Raw genomic sequence first — 15,536 nt, 5'->3', positions numbered from 1 at the left:
GAAATGAGATTATTGTTGCAGTCGAAGCCCTGGTGTGGCATTCGTCATCCGACGACGAGTTTCAGTTTGACCGCGGCAGAAGGGTGTTGGCCATGAAGATGACGACGGAAGAGGCGTTCGTAAAAGTTCTGCAGATGCACGGGATCGAGCATGCCTTTGGCATTATCGGTTCGGCGTTCATGCCGATCTCCGATCTGTTTCCGCAGGCGGGCATCACCTTCTGGGACGTGGCGCACGAGTCCAATGGCGGCCTGATTTGCGACGGCTACACGCGCTCGACCGGCAAAATGGCCATGGCGATCGCGCAGAACGGTCCGGGCATCACCGGTTTCGTCACGCCTATCAAGACCGCCTATTGGAATCACACGCCGATGCTTCTCGTTACGCCGCAGGCCGCGAACAAGACGATCGGGCAGGGCGGCTTCCAGGAAGTGGAGCAGATGGCGCTGTTCCGCGACATGGTTTGCTATCAGGAAGAGGTGCGCGATCCGTCACGCGTCGCTGAAGTCCTGAACCGGGTGATCCTGAAGGCCAAGCGCTTGTCGGCGCCGGCGCAACTCAATATTCCGCGCGATTTCTGGACGCAGGTGATCGACATCAACCTGCCGGCGATCGTCGAATTCGAGCGGCCGGCGGGTGGCGAGGCGGCGATTGCGGAGGCCACGAAATTGCTGTCCCAGGCCAAATTCCCCGTCATTTTGTCGGGCGCGGGCGTGGTGCTCGGCAATGCGATCGACGCCTGCGTGGCGCTGGCGGAACGGCTCGATGCGCCGGTCTGCAACAACTATCAGCACAACGACAGCTTCCCCGGCGGTCATCCGCTTGCCGTCGGGCCGCTCGGCTACAATGGTTCGAAGGCGGCGATGGAGTTGGTTGCCAAGGCCGACGTCGTGCTGGCGCTGGGTACACGTCTCAATCCGTTCTCGACGCTGCCCGGCTACGGGATCGACTATTGGCCGAAGACGGCGAAGATCATTCAGGTCGACATCAACGCCGACAGAATCGGACTCACCAAACCCGTGACCGTTGGAATCTGCGGCGACGCGAAACTTGTTGCCGAAGCTATTCTGGCCAAGCTTGCGCCCAGCGCAGGCAACGCTGGCCGCGATGAACGCAAGGCCTTGATCCATTCGACCAAATCGAAGTGGCTGCAGACGCTATCCAGCATGGATCACGAGGAGGATGATCCGGGCACGACCTGGAACGAGGAGGCGCGCAGGCGGGACAAGGATCGGATGTCGCCGCGCCAGGCGTGGCGCGCGATCCAGGCCGGCTTGCCCCGCGATGCCATCATCTCCAGCGACATCGGCAACAACTGCGCCATCGGCAACGCCTATCCGTCGTTCGAGAAGGGACGGAAATACCTCGCGCCCGGATTGTTCGGCCCGTGCGGCTACGGATTCCCGTCCATCGTCGGAGCAAAGATCGGCAATCCCGACACGCCTTGCGTCGGCTTCGCCGGGGACGGTGCGTTCGGTATCTCCATGAACGAGATGAGCTCGATCGGCCGCAAGGAATGGCCCGGGATCACGATGGTCATTTTCCGCAACTATCAGTGGGGCGCGGAGAAGCGGAACTCGATCCTTTGGTACGACAACAACTTTGTCGGCACCGAGCTCGATCCGAATCTCAGCTATGCGAAGGTTGCCGAGGGTTGCGGGCTCAAGGGCGTGACGGTGAAGACCCAGGCCGAGCTGACGGAAGCGTTGCGGGAGTCCTGTGAAGCGCAGAAGAAGGGCGTCACGACGTTCATCGAGGTGCTGCTTAATCAGGAGCTGGGCGAGCCGTTCCGCCGGGATGCCATGAAGAAGCCTGTGGTTGTCGCGGGCATCAAGCGCGAGGACATGCGACCGCAGAAGGTATCCTAATTAGTCGTTCCAGTGCGGCCAGAGGTTGCCGGATCTGGAGCTTGGACTCCGGCTCCGGTGGCCCCGTGGGCCAGGTAAGTGTGGTGAGATAAAACATGTGACGTATCCACCCGATCTTCAAAATGGCTCGATCGAGAACACACAGTTCGTCGGCACACCCATCTTCGGACCTTGCCGTGAACCAATGGGGTCGATTGCAAACATCTTGCTTGAGCAAGGCAACGGTAAGATCCTGTGTGTCATTGCGACTTTTGAATGTTTGGATTTAGGAAACGATTTTTATCCTGTTCCTTGGATGGCTTTTAAGTTCAATCCGAAGATCGGCGGCTATCAAACACATCTCGTTAGAAGGCAGCTTATTGCGGCTCCCAAGTATGCTACCAACTCAGATTGGGGGCGGAGAATTGCCGAAGTAGCGAAGTTGGTAAATGATTATTATGGGCGCTGCTTTTGACGTGAGGTCCGCATGACCTGAGCCCCAGAATCTCCTCCAAAGTGGGTAGAGTCTATCACCTCGGAGGGGGGATGGACCGCAAGAGCGACAAATCGTTCGTAATGCTGCATGGCCTGAAGGCGCCGCATGACGCGATTCGGCTCGGTGATGGCAGCATCCTTGTCAACGAGTTCGGCACCAAATCGCTGGTGCAGCTCAGCGGCGACGTTCGGGTGATTTTCACGATGCACCAACTGCTGCGCTCGGTTCAAATGGCATGGGATTACGGATTACTCCGAGAACAACGCAGAGCAAAAGCGGTCGACAGCGTAGTGACAGACTCAGCAACGGACCGTTTCGGCTCTTAGGAGCGAGCACGATATGCAGGCTGCATAGCGATGAGTTCGAATCACCGGGCTTCAGTTGATGGGAATGTGAGATGCTGAAGGGGAAAACCGCATTAATCACAGGGTCCACCTCCGGAATTGGTCTCGGCGTTACGAGAGCACTTGCGGCAGAAGGTGCTAATGTCGCCCTAAATGGATTTGGCGACGCCAAGGAAATCGAAAAACTCCGCAGCGCAATTGCTTCTGACTTTGACGTAACATCCATCTATATTCCTGCGGATATTAGCCATCCGCAACAGCTTGTAGGAATGATTAGACGTGTCGAAGACGAGTTCGGCCAGCTCGATGTTCTCGTCAATAACGCGGGAATACAGCACGTTGCGCCAGTAACGGAATTTCCGCCTGAACGGTGGGAGGCGCTCATTGCGGTCAATCTATCGTCTGTCTTTTATGCAACTCGCGCGGTATTGCCGGGCATGTTGAAGCGGAATTGGGGCCGCATCATCAATATCGCCAGTACTCACGGGCTTGTAGCAAGCCCCGAAAAGTCAGCATATGTTGCGGCAAAGCATGGCGTTGTAGGTTTTACGAAATCGGTTGCGCTTGAAACGGCGAAGACCTGCGTAACATGCAATGCCATTTGTCCGGGCTTTGTGTTGACGCCGCTCATGCAAAAGCAGATTGAGGCACGCATCGAAAAAGAGAAAATAAGCGTCGATCAGGCAAGACTCTCATTTCTTAGTGAAAAGACACCATCGCTGGAATTTGTGACGCCAGAGCAACTTGGCGCTCTTGCCGTCTTTCTCTGTTCGGATGCGGCTTCGCAAATTCGCGGGGCGACCATAGCAATGGATGGCGGATGGACTGCCCAGTAATTTCTTTAATTGAAGTTTTGCACACGCCGATCGTCGATTTCGTCATGGATCAAATCCCGCAATTTACGTTTCAAGGCGAGGTAGGCGGCGTCGTCTTCGTTACGAGGCCGCGGCAAGCTAACCTGAATGAACTCCTTCACGTGCCCAGGACGACGAGCCATCACCGCTATGCAGTCAGAGAGCTTGATCGCTTCATCAATACTGTGCGTAACCAACATTACAGTTTTCGGCTCGCGTTGCCAGATACGAACAAGCTCGTCTTGCATGAAAGTACGGTTCTGCGCGTCCAGCGCTGCGAACGGCTCATCCATCAATAAGAGTTGTGGGCGGACAGCAAGTGCACGTGCAATAGCAACCCGCTGCCGCATGCCGCCGGACAACTGATGAGGGTATTTATCCTCGAATCCCTCCAGCCCTACGAGGCCAATAAAATATTGTGTAGTGTCGAGACGCTTGTGGCTCGGCATGTTTTTCATCTCGAGTCCAAACGCGATATTTTCCGAGACACTCGCCCAAGGAAATAGGGCATAGTCCTGAAAGATCATTGTGTTTTTCCAGCCTGGCGCACTGATCGGTTGATCGTCCACCATCACAGTACCCGTCGTTGGCTTCTCGAAGCCGGCAGCAATATTGAGAAGGGTCGTCTTTCCGCATCCACTATGGCCGAGGATCGAACAAAATTGATTATCGGGAACCTCGAAGGAAACATTTCGAAGCGCAGTGACGCTCTCCGCTGAATTCGCATCGCCGTAGATTTTCGAAAGTCCTTTTACCGTCAACCGACCCATGCGACTTCCTACCTGCTAAGCGCCAACGACCACGGCAGCAAACGGCGGCTCAAAATGCGAATTGCACTGTCGATCAACAATCCAATCAGTCCGATCGCCAGCATACCGACCACTATAATGTCCGTTCGCAACATGCTGCGAGCATCGTTGATGAGAAAACCAAGACCGGAATTCGCGCCAACAAGTTCAGCAGCAACTAACGCCATCCAGCCGACACCGAGACCGATGCGCACGCCAGTTATGATCTGTGGGAGTGCGCCTTTGAATACGACGCGTGTGAGCACCTTATATTCAGGAGCACCCAAGCTGCGCGCCGCGCGTACCAAATTAGGCTCGATATTTTTTACGCCAATGATCGTATTTACAAGGATCGGAAAAAACATGCCCAGGAAAATGATGAATTCATTTTGTTCGTCCCCCAACCCGAACCACAAAATACTGAGTGGAATCCAGGCCAGTGGCGGAATCGGACGCAGGATTTCCATGATCGGGCTTACTTGATTGTACACCATCCGCCACCAGCCCATCGCGATCCCAAGGGGGATGGCGCTTGCGGATAGCAGAAATGCAACCGCCTCGCGCTTTAGGCTGGCGAGCAGGTGATACCAGAGCTCACCCGACGCAATCATGCCCGCTGCTGTGGTGGCGATCGAGGACGGCGCTGGCATCAGCACCGCCATGTGTGGATCGATGCTCGGCAGCCAAACCTTAGATGCGAATTGCCACGCGAGAACTAGAAAAATCAACAAGGCGAAGTTCGGCAGCGCGGAAAGAATCCAGAACAAACGCACGCCCAGCGGCGAAATTGTTCTCGCGGGCGCGACTTCTTGCGACGAAGATAGTGCAGTTTCGTCCACTGGTGCGATATGATCTCTATCAAGCTGATCCATGACTCTCATTCGCGGTTCCAGTGCCGCGAGGTTTTACTTCAAAACCCTTGCGGCTTTTCGTTCGTGTCGAAACCTCAGGGGTTGTAGGTCTTACCGTTGAAGGTCCAGGGCCTCGTCAGATCGCCAGCCTCCGGCCATTGCTGAGGCTGTTTCAATGTCAAAGCATTGTCATAAGCCGGATACGGTAACTGGCCAACTTTGCCCGGCCAATTCGCCGGCAAGAATGGAGCGCGCTCTGGCACTTTCCAGCCAAGTCTTTCATAGGTCTTTTGCATGAAACGCTGATCGAAAGAATCTTCATAGTCTTTTGCGCTGAGCGGTTTGGTGATGCGGTTTCGCTCCTTCAGCCATTTAGCAATGCGCGAATCTTCTTCGCCCCACATCTTCGCGAAAGGATAGCTGTAGGTCGGCTTATAGAGATTATTATAGAGCTGCGTTTGCTGCAGAAGGAGCGGCTTGCCGAATGTCTTCAGAATGGGCTCAGCAGCGAGATAGTCAGCTGCTGTGTCGGGGTTAAGCCTGATCCAGAGTGTCGCTTCCGTGAAGGCATCGCTGATTGCTTGCACGACGTCAGGTACATTGTCGATTAATTCTTGCCGGACGTAGAAGCGCCCTTCATAGAAGTTATAGGGGAAAATGGTATCGACCTCGTGACCTGTCTTTCGCTCTTCAGTGATGATCGTGACCGTCGGCTCCCATGGTACGACGCCACCGATGCCTTTCACCATCAGCGACTGTTCGGCGGGCGGCATATTTTTCAAAATCACGTCTTTGCCGATCTGAAGGCCAACCACTTCGGCGGCTTGCGTGAAATAGAATTCAGCCGATGAGCCGGTGACGATGCCGATCGTCGCAGGTGGATTGCTTCCCTTGAAGTCAGCGAGCGTTTTAATAGGCGAATCGAGCGGAACCACTGTCGAATGTTTCAGGTTCGGCGCAACCACCGCGATAGCACGCACCGGCACGCCGCGATCCAGCAATGACGTGAACGGAAAGTTGCCGCCATTGCCGACTTGAATCCGGGCGGCTGCAACAGCTTCGTTGACTTCAGGACCGGAAGCGAACGCCTGGAATTTTGCGTCAACGCCGCGCTTTGCGAGCAATCCCTCCTTGTCCATTACGACATTGATCGTGTTCTGACCGGAGAACGGCCCCTGCCAGCCAACTGTGAGGGGCCACCAGCCCTTTTCTTTGAGCCATGCGATGGATTTGTCGGAGATCTTTTCATAGGGCTGCGGCCACCCCCACTGGGTGAAATTCTGCGCGGCAACCGGCGTCGTTCCGCAGAGCAGGCCGGCGAAGATACCCGCCGCGAGCAATTTGAAAATTGTTAGACCCCTTTGCACCCATCCCTCCCGTTATGATTATCGTTGAATGGCTCTGGCAAACGAACGGCGGTTTTCCCCGTTTTTCTTGGATTGCGCGTTTCGAACCGCTTCCCTTCTTCAAACCGGTTCGATCACAAACAGCATGCGACCGTATTCGACCAGTTCGCCATTCTCGGCGCCGATCTGAATGATACGGCCGTCAAATTCAGAATTTATGGTGGTGAACAACTTCATCACCTCGATGAGACATAATGGCTGGCCTTTGCGGATAATGCTGCCGACCTCCACAAATACAGGCGCGCCGGGACTAGGTGCACGGTAGAACGTGCCGATCATGGGCGCCGCAACTTCCAGCTTTCCTGACGATTCTATTTTTGTCGTCGGTGCGAAGCCGTTTTGCCCGACGGCCTGTGGCGCGCTTTGCGCAACGGATGGCGTGATGGAAGAGACCATGGACCGATCGCTTGCGGGGGCCGTTCCGGCTGCTCCATTCCTCCGCACGACCAGCTTTATGTCACCTGTTTCGACAATAAGTTCGTCGCACGAACTGCTGTCGATGATCTTCATTATCTCGGCGATTTCGTCAAACCGGAGATTCACGGCTACTCCTCATCTCTTTCGTCATCATCGATAGTGGCGGTCAACTCTTCCGCGGCCTTCTGCATGAGAGGGACGTGTTGCAAGCCTCTTTCGATCGACATCCGGGCAAGCGGTGCAGAGATCGCAAGAGCTGCTACCCGATGACCGTTTTGATCGCGAACAGGCACGGCAACACAGACGACGCCGGCGAGGAACTCCTGATTGTCGATCGACACTTCCGACGCTCGAATTTTTTCGAGGTCTGCCTCCAGTCGGGCGATATCTGTAATCGTGTTTTCCGTGTAGCGAAGGATCGGTATCGAGCGCAGCAGCACATCGCGCCTTTGCTTCGGCAGCCAGCTCAAAAATAGCTTGCCCATCGACGTGCAGTGCAAGGGCACGCGCGAGCCCGACTCGAAACGCAACCCCAGCGGCCATTCGGCTTCGACACGATCCAGGTAAAGAACGTGACTTCCGTTAATCACACCGAAATTGCAGGTTTCGCCAATTTTTTGTGAAAGCGCTTCCAGAATGGAATGACGTGGCGCGCTCATCATGGCTGCGCCGACGATGCTGAGCCCAAGGCGCACGAGACGCGGACCGGGGACGAGCCGCCGGCTGCCAGGCTCGCGCTGCATCAGTCCTTCGCTTTCCAGCATCCGCACGATGCGATGGGCGGTTGGTTTTGGCAGACCGAGAAGCACGCCGAGTTCCGAAACGCTTAATGGCCGGCGAGCATTCGCAATCGTCTCAAGGACGCTGACGGCCTTGACGGTCGGAAATGCCTTTCCTGGAGGGTCCGCGCTCGGCAGCCGCCCAAAGTCGCCTTTGGAAGGGCGGCGAGCCTCGGGGTGATTATCATTGCGCATTCGCATCGGAGTATCAAAAACCGAAACTAAAAGTCTTGCAATATGATTTTTGGGTGCTACGGTCAGTTATTCGCTCCCCCGTGAGAGGGGAGGCGTGGGGTCGGGGGGTGTCCCTTGCGTCGGGTATTGATCGCCAATCGCGGTGAGATCGCCCTGCGGGCGATACGTGCCTGTCGTCAACTTTCTTTGGAATCTGTGGCCGTCTATTCTTCGGCCGACGCCAATTCGTCGCATCGATGGGCTGCCGATCATGCAGTCTGCATCGGCCCACCACCCCCTCAAGCAAGCTATTTGAACGCAGCCGCCCTGATCGAGACCGCCACCGCCACCAAGTGCGATGCAGTTTATCCTGGCTATGGTTTTCTGGCTGAGAACGCAAAGTTCGCGCAGCTATGCGTCGAAAACGATCTGAATTTCGTGGGGCCGGGCAGCGAGTGCATCGGCCGCATGGGTGATAAAGTTGCGGCGCGGCAAGCGGCCGCGTCGATCGGTGTTCCGGTGGTGCCGGGCTCCGAAGGAGGCTTCACAAAGGTTGAGGAGGCAGAAGCCGTAGCCGGCAAGATTGGTTACCCTCAATTACTGAAAGCCAGTGGTGGCGGCGGCGGCCGCGGCATGCGCGTTGTCAATCGGCCGGAAGACTTCAAAACTCGGTTCGAGCAGGCCTCGGCGGAAGCGCAGGCCGCATTCAATAACGGGGAGATCTATCTCGAGCGTTTCTTCCCGCAGGTACGCCATATCGAGATTCAAGTCTTCGGTGACAAACACGGCAACTACGTTCATCTCGGCGAGCGTGATTGCAGCGTGCAGCGGCGCCACCAAAAACTCATCGAAGAATCTCCTTCGCCGATCATCAACGAAACGACGCGTAGGGAGATGGCGGAAGCGGCCGTCGCCATCATTAGAGCGCTCAAGTACGTGAATGCCGGCACCATCGAATTCATCTACGACGCCGCGGGCGGCAAATTTTTCTTCATCGAAATGAACACCCGTATTCAGGTCGAGCATCCGGTGACAGAGATTGTGACTGGGACTGATCTCATTCGTGAACAATTCCGTGTCGCCGCTGGCGAGCGACTTTCCTTTGGATCAACTTTTTCACAGGGCCGAGCAGCAATCGAATTCCGGGTGAACGCCGAGGATGCCTCACAGAATTTCCGGCCCTCGCCCGGTACACTAAAGCGTTGGCGGCCGCCCACCGGGCAAAATGTGCGTGTCGACAGCCATGCTTACGAGAATTATGCGGTGCCGCCCTACTACGATTCCATGCTCGCGAAATTGATCGTGAGCGGTAAGGACCGCGCTCACGCGATCGAGACCGCGAAGTTCGCCCTCGACCAGTTCGAGATTGCCGGCCTTAAAACGACCGTGCCGTTTCATGCCGAGCTTGTGGATCGCCCTGAATTTCGCCGCGCTGAAATTCATACGCGCTGGATCGAGGAAACCTTTCAGACGAAGGCAGACTAGTGGGAAAGAAGACGATTCAACTGGTCGACGTGACGTTGCGCGATGGGCCGCAGTGTTTGTGGGCGACGCGTATGACGACCGCCATGATGGCCGATATCGCGCCACGGCTAGACAATGCGGGATTTGAGGCGATTGATCTCGCGGGCGGAGCCGTATTCGACGTCTGCGTACGGTACCTACGGGAAGATCCGTGGGAGCGGATGCGTATTCTGAGCAGCTGGGTAAAGAAGACCCCGCTTATCGTGATGACGCGCAGCCAAAGTCTCTTCACTTTTGAATTCTTCCCAGACGATTTCGTCGAGCTAACCGCGGAGCGCATTTTCGCGAACGGCATACGCTATCACACGCCCTATGACGCGCTGAATGATATGCGCAACATGGAAGTGCCTGTTCGTGCCGCCAAGAGGGTCGGGCTCTATACTGCCGGCGGTGTTGTTTACACGCTGAGCCCAGTACACACCGATGCATATTACGCGCAAAAAGCGAAGGAGCTAATCAAGCTCGGCGTCGATGCGATTTATCTCAAGGACGCGAGCGGCTTGCTGACGCCGGAACGTGTTAAAACGCTCGTTCCCGCGCTCAAAAAGGTCTGCGGCAAGTTGCCGCTGCACCTGCATTCGCATTGCCTCACCGGGCTTGCCCCCTATGCGGCCTGCCGCGCGGTGGAGCTCGGCGTAGACGTCGTGCACACGGCCACCTCTCCCCTGGCCAACGGCGCCTCCCATCCCGCGACAGAGTGGTTCGTGAACAATATTAGGCGGCTAGGATACGACACGCCCGTCGATCTCAAGCATGTCGACGAAGTCGCGGAACGCGTGCGTTACATCGCAAAGCGCGAAGGCAGGCCGCTTGGTGACATCGTTGAATACGACGAATTCCACTACGAACATCAAATGCCGGGGGGCATGATTTCAAATTTGAAATCGCAGCTCACCCCGTTAGGGCTCGCGCACCGTTTGCCTGAAGTTCTCGAGGAGGCTGCCCGTGTCCGGTGCGAACTCGGCTATCCAATCATCGTAAGTCCCTTCGCGCAGTTCGTCATGACCCAGGCGGTATTGAACGTGGTGGGCAAGGAGCGCTACGCGACGGTGCCGGACGAAGTCCGCAAATATGTGCTTGGCCATTATGGTGAGATCGCGGGTCCCATCGATCCCGACCTGTTTGACCGCATCACCGGGGGTGCCGAACCAACGAAAGCCCGTCCCGCCGACTTGCTCGAGCCGGGCATCCCGCGCATCCGGCGCGAGCGCGGGCCATTCGAATCAGACGACGACCTCCTGCTCGCGGCCTTCTATTCTGACGCGGAGTGCAAGGCGCTCAAAGCCGCCGGGCCGATCAATACGAATTATCCTCTCGCTTCCACGCCGCTCGCGACCCTTCTCAAGGAAGTGGCGCTGCGGCCTGATATCCGTTCCTTCCATTTTATTGAGCGTGGTAAGGGCTTAACATGACAACTCCCGCCATCATTACCGTAGCGATCACCGGAGCCATTCCGAGCAAAGCTGATACTCCTGCGGTTCCCATTACGCCTTCCGAACAGATCGAATCCACGCATGAAGCGTTCGAAGCCGGCGCCACGGTCGCGCACATCCATGTACGGAATCCGGACGAGAGCCCTAGTTCCGACCCGAAACTGTTCGCACAAGTACAAGAAGGGATCGTCAAGCATTGCCCCGGCATGATTGTGCAATTCTCGACTGGCGGACGCGGACGTGATCAGAGCGAGCGCGGCAGCATGCTACATCTAAAACCTGACATGGCGTCGCTTGCGACTGGCTCTGTCAATTTCGCCAAACTGATCTACGAGAATACGCCCCAGCTCGTCGAAGATCTTGCGAAATCGATGCTCGAGAACAACGTGAAGCCCGAGATCGAAGTCTTCGACGCCGCGATGCTCTACAACGCAAGGGCTATGGCCGACCGCGGTCTTCTAAAGCGACCGTGCCAGGTGCAGTTCGTGATGGGGATCCCGAATGCGCTGCCGCCGCGCCGCAAGCTCTTGGAGTTCCTGGTTTCTGAGTTGAAAGAACTAATGCCTGACGCGACCTGGTCGGCGGCCGGCATCGGCCGCTCACAGCTCGAGATCAACCACTGGTGCCTGGAACTCGGCGGCCATGTCCGCACCGGTATCGAAGACAACATCAAGTTCGACAAAGACCGTTTAGCGAGGAGCAACGCCGAATTCGTGCAGCGTGTAGCCGACCTATGCGAGAAATACGGGCGGCACGCAGCAAGTCCAACTGAAGCAAGAAAAATACTGCAATTGTAGTTGGTCTGATGGGTCTGATGCTAGCGGACAACAAAAGGGGGAGGGAAACATGCCAATAAAATCCGAGGAAGGGGTTGTGTCGCCTGGCACAGTCGCCTTCGCAAGTGCGGTGGGCACGACGATCGAATGGTACGACTTTTTCCTTTACGGGGTGGTGACGCCGCTTGCACTCAACAAGCTTTTCTTTCCAAATTTCGATCCGCTGGTTGGTACTCTGCTCGCATATATTACTTTCTTTGTCGGCTTCATCGCCCGGCCTATCGGCGGCGTCATTTTTGGTCACTACGGCGACCGTATCGGCCGCAAGGCCGTGCTCATTCTCACACTTCTGATCATGGGCATCGCGACCTTCCTGATCGGGCTGTTGCCCACCTACGAACAAGTCGGGATCTGGGCACCAATCATGCTGTTGGTGCTTCGTGTCTTTCAGGGCATCGGCCTGGGCGGCGAATGGGGCGGCGCCGTTTTGATGGCGGTCGAACATTCGCCGACTGGCCGCCGCGGCTTTTATGGAAGCTGGCCGCAGATCGGCGTACCCGCAGGCCTCTTGTTAAGTTCCGGCATGGTCTATCTTCTATCCTATCTGCCCGAAGCCGACTTCTTCTCCTGGGGGTGGCGTGTTGCATTTCTGATCAGCGCCGTTCTTGTCGTGGTCGGCCTTTACATCCGGTTGAAGGTGATGGAAACGCCTGCCTTCAATCGAGTTAAGGAAGAGAAAAAGGTCGCCGGCGTGCCGGTGCTTGATCTCTTCAAGACGCATGGCAAGAACACATTGCTCGGCTTGGGTGCACGATATATCGAAGGTGTTACGTTCAATATCTACGGTGTTTTCGCCGTCGGCTATATCGCCAATACGCTAGGGCTTCCGCGTCAAACAGCCCTCGCCGGGGTCATGATTTCATCCGTAGTGATGATCATCATGCTACCAATCTACGGCAGTCTGTCGGACAAGATTGGCCGCCGGAAACTGTTCGCCATTGGCGGTCTTTTTATCGGATTGGTGACGTTTCCGGCCTTCTGGCTGATGCAAACGCTTTCGCCAATCTTGATCTGGATCGCCATCGCTATTCCATTCGCCATTATCTACCCTGCGGTATATGGGCCCCAGGCGGCGTTGTTCTCGGAATTGTTCGACACGCGCGTGCGATACACCGGAATTTCGTTCGTTTATCAGTTCTCCGGCATCTTTGCGAGCGGCCTGACGCCGATCATCGCTACGGCTTTGCTGCCGAGCGGCGGCGGGAAACCTTGGCTGATCTGCTTGTATGTCCTGGTGGTCAGCATCATCAGCGCGCTTTCGGTTTACGCGATGGCGGAGTCGTTCAAGCGAGATATGACCGTCGACAATAATCGAGCGTAACTCAAGAGAATCGGTGACGAAAACCGCGGTGCGATCACCATGGAATTGAACCTGAAGGATCGCGTCGCGGTCGTAACCGGCGGCGCAGCGGGGATAGGCGAAGCCATTGCACGTGCGCTCGCGCATGAAGGTTGCAAGCTATGCATCTTAGATCGTGATGAGAATGCCGCACGGAGGACGGCGGAATCGCTTGGCAATGGAGCGCTGTCGAGCGCTGTCGACGTAAGCAATGCAGATTTGGTGTCAAATGCTTTAGAAAAAGTCGCTGAAAACCATGGTCGCATCGACGTTCTCGTTAATGCGGCAGGAGTGCTTTCGACGGGATTCGTTGCCGATCTTCCAGTAACGGAATGGCAGCGAGTTTCGCAGGTAAATCTTGCTGGCATCGTTTACTGTGTTAAGGCAGCTATTCCAGCAATGAAAAAACAAAATGGTGGTCGCATCATCAACATAGCTTCCGTTTCGGCTGAGCGAGGCGGAGGTTCTGTAGGCAATACGCTGTATGGCGCAACAAAAGCGGGCGTCGTCGCTTTAACCAAAGGGCTCGCTCGAGAACTCGGCCCCGACAAGATCACAGTGAATGCCATTGCACCTGCGATCGCCGATACGGCCATGACCCACAAGCTGTTGACCGACGATGCGCTCAAGAAGATCCTGGCGCGCATCCCGATCGGTCGGCTGGCAGCTTTGTCAGATATAGCAGATCTTGCCGTTTTTCTCGCCTCAGATCGGGCGAATTTCATCACGGGGGCAACAATTCCCGTCGATGGGGGAATACTTACGACATAGCGCTGGAAATGACTCCAACCGAACTCGCTGGGGCCCTCGCTGTCGTCACGTTCGCGGGAGTTTTGCGCGGCATTACTGGTTTTGGTGGTGCCATGATGATTACACCGCTTTTATCCATCCTCGCGGGTCCAGTACCGGCCGTTGTGATTGCTCTTATTCTTGAGACTTCGGCAGCCCTCGTGATGTTTGCCGATGCCATTCCCAAAGCTCATTGGAAAGTTCTGGCTTATCTTGCAATCCCTACAATCTTTACGGTACCACTCGGTGGCTACCTCTTGTTGACCCTTGACCCTGTACTCGCGCGTAAAGTCATTGCCGTCGTCGTTATCGTTTGCAGTACAGCTCTGCTGTTCGGCATTCGCTACAGCGGGCGACCACGAGCGACAACTTCGCTTCTATTGGGTAGCATTGTGGGTGCGATGTTAGGTGCGACCAGTGTAGGCGCCCCACCTGTCATTCTCTACCTTTTATCCGGCCCTGACCCGGCTGCCGTTACGCGGGCCAATCTGTCGATTTTCGTTACAGCAATATCCGTGATTGGTCTCGTGATGCTTGCGATAGCGGGCGCGATAACGGTCAAGCTCGCCTTAACGGCAGCGCTACTTGTTGTGCCGTTCCTGCTTTCGACCTGGCTCGGAGGCAAACTATTTACGCGACTAAACGATGCAATCGCGCGGCACATTGCATTAGGGCTAATGATGACAGCAGGCATCATTAGCCTGCTTAGTTGATGTCACGTTCAGATAAAAGGCGCTAGGAGCGCCATTCCGTAGAGCTGACCTGCATCGTTTGATTAACGAATGCGACGTGAGGCGCACTTTCATCGCAGCGTCTAGGAGCGCTCTCCGTCTGCTACCCAATTGACGTCCGCTGTCGAGACGACACTGGATCAGGTCATCGTACCTCAGCCAACTCTCCGGCTCGCGCCTTCGTCGACACCCAGCCTCCATCGACCTTCAACTCGGCTCCCGTTATGTAGCTCGATTCATCAAGCGCGAGAAAGACCGCGGCATTGGCGATATCTTCCGGGGTTCCCCAACGTCCCATTGGTGTTTCTTTGCCCCAATCATGCTCGGCATCGCCGGCCTGGGCGGCATTCATTGGCGAATTGATCGATCCAGGCGCCAGTGCGTTGCAGGTGATACCCATGGGTCCAAGATCGATTGCCATCGCGCGAGTCATGCCCAGCAATCCCGTCTTTGCCGCAACATAGGCAACCCGGTTTGGTCGACCGACAAAGCTCGCAATCGATGCAGTATTGATGATGCGGCCTTTTCCTGCACGGATCATGAACGGTGCGACGGCCCGAGAACAGAGAAACGGTCCGGTTAGATTGGCCTGAATCATTGCGTTCCAATCGGCGTCCGAATGTTCCAAAAATGGTTTGACGATCCGCACGCCGACATTGTTGACGAGAATATCTATGCGGCCGGACTTACGATCGACCTCACGGGCCATTGCTTCCATCGACGCCGAGCTTGTGACGTCCGCTCGAATGGATATTGCTTTTCCATTTGTTGCAATTTCGCTTGCGGCCGCTTGGCCTTTTTGCTCGTCAATGTCGACAACAAAAACCTGAGCCCCCTCCCGAACGTACGCCGCGCTTATTGCTTTGCCGATGCCGCTCGCGCCGCCGGTGACAATGGCGACTTTGTCTTTCAGGCGCATAGCCCTTCC

The 15,536-nt window shown here is 56.0% G+C and carries 16 protein-coding genes; 10 read left to right on the top strand and 6 right to left on the bottom strand.

The window, feature by feature from the left end:
* Nucleotides 1–92 precede the first annotated feature (92 nt).
* The 4 genes from xsc to QOU61_RS24240 all read left to right on the top strand — a co-directional run bounded on the left by xsc (nucleotide 93) and on the right by QOU61_RS24240 (nucleotide 3,523).
* The gene (gene xsc / locus QOU61_RS24255; RefSeq protein WP_289653723.1) at nucleotides 93–1,868 is read left to right on the top strand and encodes a sulfoacetaldehyde acetyltransferase; all 1,776 of its coding nucleotides are present in this window, start codon (nucleotides 93–95) and stop codon (nucleotides 1,866–1,868) included.
* Between the two features lie 97 nt (nucleotides 1,869–1,965).
* Nucleotides 1,966–2,322, top strand: coding sequence for a PRC-barrel domain containing protein (locus QOU61_RS24250; RefSeq protein ID WP_289653722.1), 357 nt, complete (start codon nucleotides 1,966–1,968; stop codon nucleotides 2,320–2,322).
* A gap of 71 nt (nucleotides 2,323–2,393) precedes the next feature.
* Nucleotides 2,394–2,669, top strand: a complete 276-nt coding sequence (locus QOU61_RS24245; RefSeq protein ID WP_289653721.1) for a hypothetical protein — start codon at nucleotides 2,394–2,396, stop codon at nucleotides 2,667–2,669.
* 71 nt (nucleotides 2,670–2,740) lie between these two features.
* The gene (locus tag QOU61_RS24240) at nucleotides 2,741–3,523 is read left to right on the top strand and encodes a 3-hydroxybutyrate dehydrogenase (protein ID WP_289653720.1); all 783 of its coding nucleotides are present in this window, start codon (nucleotides 2,741–2,743) and stop codon (nucleotides 3,521–3,523) included.
* A 5-nt stretch (nucleotides 3,524–3,528) separates the two neighbouring features.
* Here the strand turns inward: QOU61_RS24240 and QOU61_RS24235 are convergent, their stop codons facing one another.
* The 5 genes from QOU61_RS24235 to QOU61_RS24215 form a co-directional block, all read right to left on the bottom strand.
* Complete coding sequence (locus tag QOU61_RS24235; protein WP_289653719.1) at nucleotides 3,529–4,311, bottom strand: ABC transporter ATP-binding protein; 783 nt, start codon at nucleotides 4,309–4,311, stop codon at nucleotides 3,529–3,531.
* An 8-nt stretch (nucleotides 4,312–4,319) separates the two neighbouring features.
* A complete protein-coding gene (locus QOU61_RS24230; protein WP_289653718.1) occupies nucleotides 4,320–5,201 on the bottom strand; it encodes an ABC transporter permease in 882 nt (293 codons plus the stop codon).
* A 74-nt stretch (nucleotides 5,202–5,275) separates the two neighbouring features.
* Nucleotides 5,276–6,547, bottom strand: coding sequence for an ABC transporter substrate-binding protein (locus tag QOU61_RS24225; protein ID WP_289653717.1), 1,272 nt, complete (start codon nucleotides 6,545–6,547; stop codon nucleotides 5,276–5,278).
* A gap of 99 nt (nucleotides 6,548–6,646) precedes the next feature.
* Nucleotides 6,647–7,129 carry an acetyl-CoA carboxylase biotin carboxyl carrier protein gene (accB, locus tag QOU61_RS24220; protein ID WP_289653716.1) on the bottom strand — a complete coding sequence of 161 codons (483 nt, stop codon included), beginning with the start codon at nucleotides 7,127–7,129 and terminating at the stop codon, nucleotides 6,647–6,649.
* A gap of 2 nt (nucleotides 7,130–7,131) precedes the next feature.
* Nucleotides 7,132–7,983 carry an IclR family transcriptional regulator gene (locus tag QOU61_RS24215; RefSeq protein WP_289653715.1) on the bottom strand — a complete coding sequence of 284 codons (852 nt, stop codon included), beginning with the start codon at nucleotides 7,981–7,983 and terminating at the stop codon, nucleotides 7,132–7,134.
* 108 nt (nucleotides 7,984–8,091) lie between these two features.
* Between QOU61_RS24215 and QOU61_RS24210 the strand changes: the two genes are divergently transcribed.
* The 6 genes from QOU61_RS24210 to QOU61_RS24185 are packed head-to-tail and all read left to right on the top strand — an operon-like array spanning nucleotide 8,092 to nucleotide 14,590.
* Entirely contained in the window at nucleotides 8,092–9,441 is a 1,350-nt protein-coding gene (locus tag QOU61_RS24210) for an acetyl-CoA carboxylase biotin carboxylase subunit (protein WP_289653714.1), read from the top strand.
* Nucleotides 9,441–10,892, top strand: coding sequence for a pyruvate carboxylase subunit B (locus QOU61_RS24205; protein ID WP_289653713.1), 1,452 nt, complete (start codon nucleotides 9,441–9,443; stop codon nucleotides 10,890–10,892). The genes QOU61_RS24210 and QOU61_RS24205 overlap by 1 nt, the downstream gene beginning before the upstream one ends.
* Complete coding sequence (locus QOU61_RS24200; protein WP_289653712.1) at nucleotides 10,889–11,710, top strand: 3-oxoadipate:acetyl-CoA acetyltransferase; 822 nt, start codon at nucleotides 10,889–10,891, stop codon at nucleotides 11,708–11,710. Before QOU61_RS24205 ends, QOU61_RS24200 begins: the two co-directional genes overlap by 4 nt.
* A gap of 49 nt (nucleotides 11,711–11,759) precedes the next feature.
* Nucleotides 11,760–13,070, top strand: coding sequence for an MFS transporter (locus tag QOU61_RS24195; protein ID WP_289653711.1), 1,311 nt, complete (start codon nucleotides 11,760–11,762; stop codon nucleotides 13,068–13,070).
* Nucleotides 13,071–13,109: 39 nt separating this feature from the next.
* A complete protein-coding gene (locus QOU61_RS24190; RefSeq protein ID WP_289653710.1) occupies nucleotides 13,110–13,859 on the top strand; it encodes an SDR family NAD(P)-dependent oxidoreductase in 750 nt (249 codons plus the stop codon).
* 8 nt (nucleotides 13,860–13,867) lie between these two features.
* A complete protein-coding gene (locus tag QOU61_RS24185; protein ID WP_289653709.1) occupies nucleotides 13,868–14,590 on the top strand; it encodes a sulfite exporter TauE/SafE family protein in 723 nt (240 codons plus the stop codon).
* Between the two features lie 163 nt (nucleotides 14,591–14,753).
* Here the strand turns inward: QOU61_RS24185 and QOU61_RS24180 are convergent, their stop codons facing one another.
* Nucleotides 14,754–15,527, bottom strand: a complete 774-nt coding sequence (locus QOU61_RS24180; RefSeq protein WP_289653708.1) for an SDR family NAD(P)-dependent oxidoreductase — start codon at nucleotides 15,525–15,527, stop codon at nucleotides 14,754–14,756.
* Nucleotides 15,528–15,536: the final 9 nt, after the last annotated feature.

The organism is Bradyrhizobium sp. NP1 (assembly GCF_030378205.1).
Classification (GTDB): domain Bacteria; phylum Pseudomonadota; class Alphaproteobacteria; order Rhizobiales; family Xanthobacteraceae; genus Bradyrhizobium.
The sequence above is the reverse complement of the archived record's forward strand: the minus strand, read 5'-3'. Positions and strand labels throughout refer to the sequence as shown.

What these genes read in the sequence shown, in the direction of transcription:
- QOU61_RS24235 (WP_289653719.1), bottom strand. Translation starts at nt 4,311, where the DNA reads ATGGGTCGGTTGACGGTAAAAGGACTTTCGAAAATCTACGGCGATGCG.
- QOU61_RS24195 (WP_289653711.1), top strand. Translation starts at nt 11,760, where the DNA reads ATGCCAATAAAATCCGAGGAAGGGGTTGTGTCGCCTGGCACAGTCGCC.
- QOU61_RS24200 (WP_289653712.1), top strand. Translation starts at nt 10,889, where the DNA reads ATGACAACTCCCGCCATCATTACCGTAGCGATCACCGGAGCCATTCCG.
- QOU61_RS24215 (WP_289653715.1), bottom strand. Translation starts at nt 7,983, where the DNA reads ATGCGAATGCGCAATGATAATCACCCCGAGGCTCGCCGCCCTTCCAAA.
- QOU61_RS24180 (WP_289653708.1), bottom strand. Translation starts at nt 15,527, where the DNA reads ATGCGCCTGAAAGACAAAGTCGCCATTGTCACCGGCGGCGCGAGCGGC.
- QOU61_RS24230 (WP_289653718.1), bottom strand. Translation starts at nt 5,201, where the DNA reads ATGGATCAGCTTGATAGAGATCATATCGCACCAGTGGACGAAACTGCA.
- QOU61_RS24190 (WP_289653710.1), top strand. Translation starts at nt 13,110, where the DNA reads ATGGAATTGAACCTGAAGGATCGCGTCGCGGTCGTAACCGGCGGCGCA.
- xsc (WP_289653723.1), top strand. Translation starts at nt 93, where the DNA reads ATGAAGATGACGACGGAAGAGGCGTTCGTAAAAGTTCTGCAGATGCAC.
- QOU61_RS24245 (WP_289653721.1), top strand. Translation starts at nt 2,394, where the DNA reads ATGGACCGCAAGAGCGACAAATCGTTCGTAATGCTGCATGGCCTGAAG.
- QOU61_RS24240 (WP_289653720.1), top strand. Translation starts at nt 2,741, where the DNA reads ATGCTGAAGGGGAAAACCGCATTAATCACAGGGTCCACCTCCGGAATT.
- QOU61_RS24185 (WP_289653709.1), top strand. Translation starts at nt 13,868, where the DNA reads ATGACTCCAACCGAACTCGCTGGGGCCCTCGCTGTCGTCACGTTCGCG.